Source organism: Gallintestinimicrobium sp. (assembly GCF_046968865.1).
Taxonomy (GTDB): Bacteria; Bacillota; Clostridia; order Lachnospirales; family Lachnospiraceae; genus Gallintestinimicrobium; species Gallintestinimicrobium propionicum.
Map to the genome: position 1 here is coordinate 46,227 of NZ_JBKVPW010000021.1, position 9,597 is coordinate 55,823.

The following is a 9,597-nucleotide window of genomic DNA, read 5'->3' on the forward strand; positions in this document are numbered from 1 at the left end:
GGGAAGCACACCGCAAGGACAAGACCACCGCCGACCCGCAGCCCACGCTGGATGACGTCAAGGAAAAGTTTGAACAGGCGCTCGAACAGGGCAGCCAAGAGGAAGTGGTAATCCACGAATTTTGCGACAGAATGCAGATACCCTTCGAGAAGATTTCCTCAGAGGACTTCTCTGCATTTTTGCGGATACTGAGCCTGTCCAAAATGCTCAAAAATCCCAACAACATGAGAGGAAAGGCCAAGCCGCAGCCGTACTATGCGCCCAAGCGGAAGAAACGCAGATAACAGGAAAGCCGCCCAATCTGTACCGTTGGACGGCTTTCGACCCGTTTGTGGGCGGAATAAAATATGTGGTTATACATCCGTTAGCTGACCGTTTTCATCAGCTTTTTCATAAACTTCCAGAGACGGATGCCATCTTTGAGGCCCAGCCGGTAAAAGAAGCACTCGCTTTCTGCACCAGAATCGAAAATAGAATCACAGTAGTGTCTTACAGCGTCCTTCTGTTCCTCAGACAATGCGCTGATTGCTTTTTCATACTCGTTTTCCAAGCGAAGGCAGTCCTCTTTTTTCTCCGTGCCGGTTTCTGCCTCCCGCCACTTAGCAAACTGGCTCTGCATCCGCTCCTGAATCATCAAATCAACCAATTTTTCTATATCTGTACCCATAAGCGCCCCTCCTTATGCTGGGCGGATATAATTCCGGTATGTTTCCAGGACGGAATCTGACACACCGCTTTTATATACTTTGCGGATGTCGGAGATTTCCTCTTGCTTCAGCAGTTTCAGCCATTTCAGCAGCTCAGCCCTGCCGTTGGCAAAGTTACAATAACGCCCATCGGCGTATTCGATACGGTATCTCATAGACAGGCACCTCCTTAAACAAAAATCATCTCAGAGAGGATGATTTCCTCTGCTCGGCTGCGAATGCTGTTCATGCCCCCGACCCACGCAAGCTGGTCACGGGCTTTCAGTTCCTCGGTGACACCCTCCGCCTCCTGCATCTGCGAGACGATACACGCCAGCCGGTCAGCGGCCTGTTCGTTCAGGTCAGCAAGATATGTCCAGAGTTTTCCCGACAGAAGCAGGGCATTGTACTGGCCGGGCCGGTGTTCTTGCAGAAACGCTTTGTGCATCCGGCCCCACCGCCCAATGGGGCGGCTTTCCTCCGGTAGCTCCAGATCGGGGATGTAGTAGTCTCCCACCAGCGTGTAGCTGATTCCGTTTTGATGGATTTTCTTTGGTAAATGCTCCATGTTCGACCTCCTGTATTCAGTTATTTCAGAATCCAGTTGATCGTGTCCCTGTTCATGATAAATTCAAGGCAACTGAACTCTTCACGAACAAGTATGGCATATCTTTTCCCAATTTCTGATAGTTAAGCGAGTGGGAGGTCTCCCGTCCCCGGCTCTCTCCGGTGTTGTAAGTGTCTATGGTCTCCTTTCCCAGAACAGCCGCCAACTCTTTCAACGTCGTTGGTTCTTTGCCACCCAGGAAGATGGAAGTATCCATATTGCCGATGATGGTATCGGCATTATCTTTGTAAATTGCCTTGAGCTGGCTCTGTGCCTGCAACACCAGACAGGCAGAGATTTCACGGCTTCGGATGGTGGCCACCAGCTTTTCCAGCTTCGGAATCTGCCCGATGTTAGCACACTCATCAATCAAACAGCGCACATGAACCGGAAGCCTGCCGCCATACACATCATCGGCCTTTTCACAAAGCAGGTTGAATAACTGGGTGTAGCACATGGAAATGAGAAAGTTAAAACTGTCATCCGTATCACTCATAATGAGGAACAGAGCCGTTTTTCTGTCTCCCAGCGTATCCAGTTCCAACTCATCGTAGGATGTAACCTCGCGCAGCTCCGCAATATCAAATGGTGCTAACCTTGCACCACAGCTAATCAGAATGGATTTTGCTGTCTTTCCTGAAACAAAATGTCAAAGACTTTTTAGTACCCATACATTTCATTGCATGAAAAAAGCCACTGTAGATTTCTCCACAATGGCTATAAAGTCATTTTTATTCACTTTTGATTTTCGGCAACCTCATGCCCAAACTGGAATAGGTTTGACACTTTAATCGGGACTGAACTCCTTATCGGTAATGACATAATGAAATTCATCTGCACCAAAGGTATCTTTGTCCAGATCTGTAATAGTAAATGTAGTTCCATCAAATTTCATATAGCCGCTGGTGCCGTCAACAACAACGCCATCTTTTACAATGTCCAGATAAACAATTCTATCGATGCTATTCAACTCATAGGCCTGCCAACCGTCCACACCCTGAAAATAGGCTGTAACATTGGCAAACGGTTCATCGTTTTCCTTCTTGCAGACAAGATAACTGGCACTGTCCTCCGATACCCAGGTGGCAGTCATTCCCCAAGGACCTTCCGTTGATACATATCTCCCAAATTTATGGTCGTTGGTACGGTTAATTATGAGTCCTACAAAAGAACCAACAACGAGTACAAGAATAAGCACAACGACACCAACAATGATTTTTACATTCTTCCTCATGATAAATTCACCCTTCCATAAATTCATCTGTTAAGAATATTCTTATTTTTCGCTCTTATTGAACATACTAATTATACCACAATATATGCAAGTTTTCCATATGCTTTTCTACCTATGCCGTATGCTGATTTGCCCTAACATCATTCTCAATCAGCCTCTTTATCTTGTCCTTCATGCTTTCTTCGGCATCCTCATTGAAATGCACTCTCACAACATACATTGTGCCACCTATCTGCTTTCTGAGTGCTACCGGTGTGTGTGATTTTCTATTCTCCATTTGTGTTCTCCTTTATGTCTGCCTGGTAAGGAAGAGCCTCTTTCAGCTGACAACCGACCTCTAAAAACTCTCAATTCCTTTTATTTATAGTTACTTTTCCTAAATTTACTTTTTCTCAAATATTCCGTTGCTTTCGTTGTCAGAACTATATATATCCCTTAAAAACATAGTAAATATAAGGTTTTATAGAACATAGAATCGACAACGGGGTTGGCAACGGGATAGACAACCAGCCGACAACCTATCAGGCATTTATCTCTCCATCCACTCCGGTGGCAATGATAACTGCTCCATCTGCTCCTTGGTTATCGGTTGAAAATCCTGACCTCTGTTGTCAGGCTTCTCCCATCCTTTCTGCCTGCGGTATGGTTCAGGAAAATGTCTTGGATTACTAAAGGCAATCCAATCACTGCAGTTATTCATAATGTCATTAATCTCACGAATTTCCCATTGTGCCGGATTTCCGTCATTTCCCAATGCCTCAGAATATAACTGCCTTGAACATACCATGCTTCCCTCGTAATGCTCCAAATAGTCAAGAATCAGCTCTTTCTTGGTATCTTCCTGCATAAACTGCTTCTGATACTCACAAAGCTCTTTTTCCATCTCTTTCGGAAGCCTCAGCTGGCATTTGCCACTCCTGTAGATTTCCATAGCCTCTGCCCACATCTGGTCGATATATTCCCTTGATGTCTTTTCATCATCGAGTATATGAGTTTCCGCCTCTTCCATATTGCAAAGAATAGGCAGAAATCTTCGGTTTCCCGACCTGTCCATAGGCAGGAAATCCAGCGAATTTGATGAACCGGCAAACACGCACTGCCTCTTGTGGTCTTTGGGATGCCTGTCGTATGGGGTCTTGTAAGTGTCTTTCTGTCTGCTCATAAAGGACTTGGTATCTTCCACATTCTTGGCATTGAGAATTGCCACCATTTCAGGGAACTCTATAATCAGATGCCCCTGTATTTTTCGGTATACATTATCATCATCCATTTTCTTCAAGTCATCCGTAAACCAGTCATCTTCCATGGCAAGGAAACGCAGAAAAGTGGATTTACCGGCTCCCTGACCACCTACCAGGCAGAGCATTACTTCAAACTTGATGCCCGGGCATGAAATTCTTGCTATCGTCCCTATCATAAAAAGCTTCATTACCTCATAGGTGTACTCACTGACCTCTGCCCCTAAGAAGTGATGCAGTGCATAGCGTATCCTCTCCCTGCCATCCCATGTTATGGAATTGATGCGGTCAAGAACCGGATGGTATCTGTTTTCATTTGCCACGACCTTTATCACATCCTCAATCCGCTTTTCGTTGGATAATCCATAATGCTTTTCAAGGTAGACAACAAGGAATTTCAAATCAACATCCGTCAGGCTGTCGCTTTCACGATACCATCCCAAATCCCTTGTAATGTCGATTTTATCCGTAAACATGTTCAGACGGAATGCACCCTGCAGATTAGGGTCATTCATCAAAATCAGACGATAGTTACCGACTGTTTTCCTGACTTCTCCCTTTTCTGTGCTCTCCAGCATCGCCCTGACTTCTCCGATACTCTTCAATTCTTCCTGCAATCGACTTCACCCCCTTTCCAATGTCAGAAACAACAGAAGCTCTGTCAGGGATATCCTTTTCAAGGAGAGTATCAAGCTGATATTCCACTTTACTGATATTCTGCAGAGCTTCTACAAAGCAGGGATGCCATTCCTCATCCATGCTCTTCGGTGCATATTCTGTTTTCCATTTCCTTAACAGATGATAATAGTCTGACAGAACACAAAAACACTGCTTCTGCTCTTCATCCAGTATCTGCTCCGGTGTTTTCTTTGGTGCCATCTTTTTCGGTGGTGCCCGGTTGGTTGCGTCATAATTCAGTCCAAAGTCAGATGCAATCTTCATTGCAGCTTCCTTTGGTGCAAGCCCGAAATATTTTGCCACAAAATCTATCGCATCTCCGGTATCTCCACAGCCGAAACAATAGTATCTCTTATCAATCTTCATGCTGGGAGTCTTGTCTTTATGAAACGGACAACAAGCCAGCCCACTCCGGTTGATTTTGATGCCATACTGCATAGCCACCTGCCTTGCAGTGACATTTTCTTTCACTACTGCAAATACATTCATGCTTATCCCAATTCCTCTCCCCTTGCTTTTTTGTGTGCTGGTGTTTCTGCCACCTTTGCTCTCTGCTCCTCTACAAGCTTCCTGTTTGCCTCAAGAAGGGCACGGACTGACTTCCTTGCATGTTCCTTTACCTCAGACTTCTTTTGCTCCTTTATGCGTGGATTTTGCAATGTTTCCATTACTTTCCCGGCTACTTTCTGTGCCATGCCCCTGAGCCTGTTTTCCAAATTATCAAGACACCTTCCGACAAAATCCCGCTTGTCCTTTGGTGTCTTTCTCTCATCCGAGGTCAGCCACTTTTTATATCTGCGAAGCTCCTCAATATCTTCCGCCCTGGTCTGCTCTGCCATTGTATCAGATACTGCCTCACACGCTTTTTCATAGGCATCCTCAGCTACCTGTTCCACAAAATTCTCCATATCCAAAACTCTCATGGTAATCTCATCCAGAACTGCCTGCTTCTCTGCAATTCGCTTTTTCTGATTTTCAATTATAAAGTCCTGCTTTTCAAGATAGCCTGCACCACCATAAACCGGCTCACACTCCACCTGCACTCCGTTTCTCTGTGCTATCTCCAAAAACAATTTTCTGCATTCTGCATCAAAGTTCATTTTCCGGTTATTGTATTTCCCTTTCTTTTTTGCTGGGTCAGGCAGTTCAAAGCCAAGCTCTTCCAGTGCCTTATCCTGCTGGGGACATAATTCTCCATATTTGTTTTTTGCGTCAAATACATGCCTCTCATGAATATGCGGGGTTGCCTCATCCAGGTGCAGTGCCCAGTCCAATATATGAATGTGGGAGCCATATCTTTTATTGAACTCGTCAAAGAACTCTGCTGATACCTTAGCTAGCACATCCGGTGTAACCGCATGGTCTATATTGCCAAGCTGTATCACGCTTTCTTCCGGGCAGGTCTTATTGTTTTTCAGTACATCATCAATCGTTCTGTTTCTCTCCGGATGCCTTGCCTGCTCATTCCTCTCATTCTGTGCATCCACAAAATCTGAATAATGCTCATAGTAATAGGCACGCTCAATTTCTGTAAAATTAAACTGCCTCTCTTGGGAACTGCCCGCAAAACTGTAACCCTGATAGCAGTCCCAGTAAACATTCTGCTTTGTTCTTTCCGAATCAATATGTTCACTGTGCTCCACATCAAAATCCCTGTCATTATGCTTTACATCATAGACTCCATGCTTTCCACTTCTGCCATTATGCCTTGAAGCTTTCATTGTCTTTTCTCTCCTCTCCACTGTTTTGTTTTTTTGATGGCGGAGCCGATAAACCCTTGCGTTTGCGGCAAGTAATACCCAGTACTTATTGTCGCTACGACAATAAACTGGGCAGGGCTTCTGCCCTTGACCTGATGAAGGCTCTGCCTCTCAACTCCGACAAAGGTTGCACCTCTGTACTCTGCTCCGAAGGAGTTGAAATCTGTCATCCCACAGGACGGATAACACAGTTCAACTTCTCCGGTTGCCCTGCATTTCCTGCGGAAATTTGAGCATGAAAAAAGCACCCAAGACTTCTCTCAAGTGCTTTCTGCGAAATCCTATTCAGGCATTCCAATCGTCGGTTCCAATGCAAGACTGCCTGCCGTTGCATAGACTCCGTTCTCCCTGTCCTGCCTGCGGATTTCTTCTTTCATTGCCTGCATTTTTGCACGCTTTTCATTTTTTACACGCTCTTCATATTTCCTCTGCCATCCACTTTCTTTTCTTCGTAAATACTGCTGATGTCTCCTGTCCTTGATTCTGTTAATCCGGTCAATCTCAGCCTGCTCTTCAGCAGTAGGTTCTGTCATCATTGCCGGTGGAACATACCGACCAACAAAATTGAAATAGATTTCAATCTCCTGCGTGGTTTGGATGCTCCCCTTTCTGTCTCTTTCATGCACCAGCACCTTATCAACAAATTCATTTACCATTGCCGGTGTCAGTTCCTCGAACTTCTCATATTTATCAATCAGTGCAATAAACTTGCCGGCAGAATTTCTGCTTTTCTCATATTCTGTGAGCTTCGCTTCCAGCTCCTTAATCTCTGCATCCAGCTCCGCTTTTTCCCTGGCATACTGCTTATCAAGAACCTCATATCTGCTGTCCGGTAGTTTGCCGAGAATATTGTCCTCATAAATACGGCAGATTAGCTTCTCCAGCTCCTCACAGCGATTTCCAGCCACTGCGATTCTTGCCCTGACCTTTTTTACCTCTGCATCCTCCTGTGTTGACTGTGCCATTGTTATGGTGTCTATGAACTCGCTCCGGTCATACTTTGCATATTCAAAGATTGCCCTGAGTGTGTCTCCTATCAGTTCCAGCACCACTGACTCGTTAATCCTGTGCTGTGTCTTGCACAATGTTCCGCAAGGTACCTTGGTATAAGCAGAACAGGTATACTGGGCAATCCTCTTTCCATTGCTTGTCCGGTGCACATACATTTTTGCACCACAGTCAGCACAATACATAAGACCGGTAAGAACATGATGCTCTCCCCATCCGTCCGGGTATCTCCTTACATTTTCCCGTAATTTCTGCACTGTATCAAAGGTCTGCTGGTCAATAATCGGCTCCTGCGTATTCTCAAATATTACCCAGTTGTCCTCTGATACATAATGGCTCTTTTTATCCTTAAAATGCTTCTGTGTTTTAAAATTGACCGTGTGACCTAAGTATTCCCTTTTCTTCAATATCCCGACTACTGTAGAAGAACCCCATCCATAAGGGTCTTTCACTTTCTTGTTTCTGTTATTCCCCTGCCCGAAGCGTGCCATATGCACTGCCGATATTTCCACTTTTTTCTCCTGCAGAAGTTTTGCTATCTGATAAGGACCCAGCCCATCAATAGTCCATTTGAATATCAGCCTCACAATTTCGGCAGCTTCTTCATCCACAATCCAATGGTTTCCGTCATTTTCATCTTTCAGGTATCCGTATGGTGTAACACTTGCCACATGCTTTCCGGATTTTCCCTTGGATTTGAATGTGGATTTTATCTTTTTGCTGATATCCTTGGCATACATTTCATTCATAACATCCCTGAATACAAGGAAATCGTCATCTCCATTGTAACTGTCATGATTATCGTTAATCGCAATCAGACGAACTCCCTTTTTGCGAAAGAACTCCCGGAGCTGACCTACCACAAGATAATCCCGCCCTAACCGGCTCATATCCTTTAGAATAATGGTTTCCACTTCTCCATCTTCCACAAGCTGTATCATAGCCTTAAAGGATGGTCTGTCAAATAATGAGGTGTGATAGCGATAGCGGCAAAAAGCTAATAAAATCAATGGTTTTGCGGACAGCGGATAGACAGGGAATGTGTTAAAAACTGAATACGCACACAAGCGGCGTTACCTTAACCCCTTTTGGGGAGAAAGTAACGCCGTTTTTTTATGCCCGCAGGAAAGGAGGTACAGCCGGAATGTATTTCATAAAAGGCAAGCAGCGGGCATTTGAACTGCTCATGCAGCAGAAGCCGGGATTTGACCGCTATCAATCCGGTTGTGCCGGAGATGATGAAGATTGCGGCACTTGCCGTTTCTACCGCCCCGGGTGGAAATATGAGTTTTGCGTTTTCAAAGAGTGTCCCTATTGCCCCGGCAAAAGGACGCGGAAAACGCACGCCAGCATGGACAAATAGACGGGCAAAAGCCCTTGTGCCATGCGGCTTTGCAGACGCGAAAACGGCAAAGGGCATATTGCAATACCAAAACAGCCGAAAACGGCTTTCTAATTGTCCACGCAGACCAAGAGAGGAAGTGAGGAAAAATGGCAGTTTTCAGAGTGGAGCGAAATACGGGATATACCGTTATGAGCAACCACCACTTGCGAAACAAGGAATTGTCCTTAAAAGCAAAAGGCTTGCTTTCGCAAATGCTGTCCTTGCCGGAGGATTGGGATTATACCCTTGCGGGCTTATCCCATATCAACCGGGAGAAGATCGACGCAATCCGCGAAGCGGTAAAGGAACTCGAAAAAGCCGGATATATCGTGCGCAGCCGGGAGCGCGACGAAAAGGGACGCTTGCGGGGCGCAGATTACGTCATATACGAGCAGCCGCAGCCGCGAGAGCCGGAAGCAGCTACCAGCGGCGGACAGCCGCCTATATTGGATTTACCTACATTGGAAAATCCAACATTGGATAATCCAACGTTGGAAAAACCTACGCAGGAAAAACCTACGTTGGAAAATCCAACGCAATTAAATAAAGATATATCAAGTAAAGAAAAATCAATTACTGATTTATCAAGTACCCATTCCTTTCCATTCCATTCCCTAAATCCCTTGCCCTTTGAGCAGGGCGAAGCGGCTTCGCCGCCGGAAAGGAAAAGAACGGAAGCGAAAAGCAATAGCGCAGTAGAGATTTACAGGGAGATTATCAAGGACAATATCGAGTATGACATTCTCATTCAAGACCCCAAAATGGACAAAGACCGCCTAAATGAGATTGTTGACCTCATGCTGGAAACCGTCTGCACAGCGCGAAAGACAATCCGTATTGCCGGGGACGACTACCCCGCCGAACTGGTGAAATCCAAATTTTTGAAGCTGAACAGCAGCCATATTGAGTTTGTTTTGGATTGCATGAGGGAGAACACAACCAAAGTGCGCAACATCAAGCAGTATCTAAAAGCGGTGCTGTTCAACGCGCCGAGTACCATTG

The 9,597-nt window shown here is 45.4% G+C and carries 10 protein-coding genes and 3 pseudogenes; 3 read left to right on the forward strand and 10 right to left on the reverse strand.

Annotated features, from left to right (window positions below; all coding sequences use genetic code 11):
- Positions 1 to 284: pseudogene (locus ACLTOQ_RS14680) on the forward strand (XRE family transcriptional regulator); the annotation flags it as partial.
- A gap of 80 nt (positions 285 to 364) precedes the next feature.
- On the opposite strand, the gene ACLTOQ_RS14685 reads toward ACLTOQ_RS14680, so the two are convergent.
- The 10 genes and pseudogenes from ACLTOQ_RS14685 to ACLTOQ_RS14730 form a co-directional block, all read right to left on the reverse strand.
- Positions 365 to 667, reverse strand: a complete 303-nt coding sequence (locus ACLTOQ_RS14685; RefSeq protein WP_055219875.1) for a hypothetical protein — start codon at positions 665 to 667, stop codon at positions 365 to 367.
- Between the two features lie 12 nt (positions 668 to 679).
- The gene (locus ACLTOQ_RS14690) at positions 680 to 862 is read right to left on the reverse strand and encodes a hypothetical protein (protein ID WP_055219873.1); all 183 of its coding nucleotides are present in this window, start codon (positions 860 to 862) and stop codon (positions 680 to 682) included.
- Between the two features lie 14 nt (positions 863 to 876).
- A complete protein-coding gene (locus tag ACLTOQ_RS14695; RefSeq protein ID WP_055219871.1) occupies positions 877 to 1,254 on the reverse strand; it encodes a TnpV protein in 378 nt (125 codons plus the stop codon).
- 97 nt (positions 1,255 to 1,351) lie between these two features.
- Positions 1,352 to 1,933, reverse strand: a pseudogene (locus tag ACLTOQ_RS14700) (VirD4-like conjugal transfer protein, CD1115 family); the annotation flags it as partial.
- A gap of 147 nt (positions 1,934 to 2,080) precedes the next feature.
- Positions 2,081 to 2,527 (reverse strand): hypothetical protein, encoded by a 447-nt coding sequence (locus ACLTOQ_RS14705; protein ID WP_015533334.1) that lies wholly within the window; start codon positions 2,525 to 2,527, stop codon positions 2,081 to 2,083.
- Between the two features lie 112 nt (positions 2,528 to 2,639).
- Positions 2,640 to 2,804, reverse strand: a complete 165-nt coding sequence (locus tag ACLTOQ_RS14710) for a transposon-encoded TnpW family protein (protein WP_004853612.1) — start codon at positions 2,802 to 2,804, stop codon at positions 2,640 to 2,642.
- Positions 2,805 to 3,056: 252 nt separating this feature from the next.
- Entirely contained in the window at positions 3,057 to 4,343 is a 1,287-nt protein-coding gene (locus tag ACLTOQ_RS14715) for a virulence-associated E family protein (RefSeq protein ID WP_023923443.1), read from the reverse strand.
- The gene (locus ACLTOQ_RS14720) at positions 4,297 to 4,932 is read right to left on the reverse strand and encodes a CHC2 zinc finger domain-containing protein (protein WP_004853608.1); all 636 of its coding nucleotides are present in this window, start codon (positions 4,930 to 4,932) and stop codon (positions 4,297 to 4,299) included. The genes ACLTOQ_RS14715 and ACLTOQ_RS14720 overlap by 47 nt, the downstream gene beginning before the upstream one ends.
- A 2-nt stretch (positions 4,933 to 4,934) precedes the next feature.
- Positions 4,935 to 6,164: a hypothetical protein gene (locus tag ACLTOQ_RS14725; RefSeq protein WP_004853606.1), complete on the reverse strand. Its 1,230-nt coding sequence runs from the start codon at positions 6,162 to 6,164 to the stop codon at positions 4,935 to 4,937.
- Positions 6,165 to 6,484: 320 nt separating this feature from the next.
- A pseudogene (locus tag ACLTOQ_RS14730) lies at positions 6,485 to 8,176 on the reverse strand (DUF4368 domain-containing protein); the annotation flags it as partial.
- A gap of 179 nt (positions 8,177 to 8,355) precedes the next feature.
- On the opposite strand from ACLTOQ_RS14730, the gene ACLTOQ_RS14735 reads away from it, so the two are divergent.
- Together ACLTOQ_RS14735 and ACLTOQ_RS14740 are read left to right on the forward strand one after the other, a co-directional pair.
- Complete coding sequence (locus tag ACLTOQ_RS14735; protein WP_412319760.1) at positions 8,356 to 8,574, forward strand: hypothetical protein; 219 nt, start codon at positions 8,356 to 8,358, stop codon at positions 8,572 to 8,574.
- A 128-nt stretch (positions 8,575 to 8,702) separates the two neighbouring features.
- On the forward strand, positions 8,703 to 9,597 hold an 895-nt coding region (locus ACLTOQ_RS14740; protein WP_412319761.1), incomplete at its 3' end, for a DUF6017 domain-containing protein.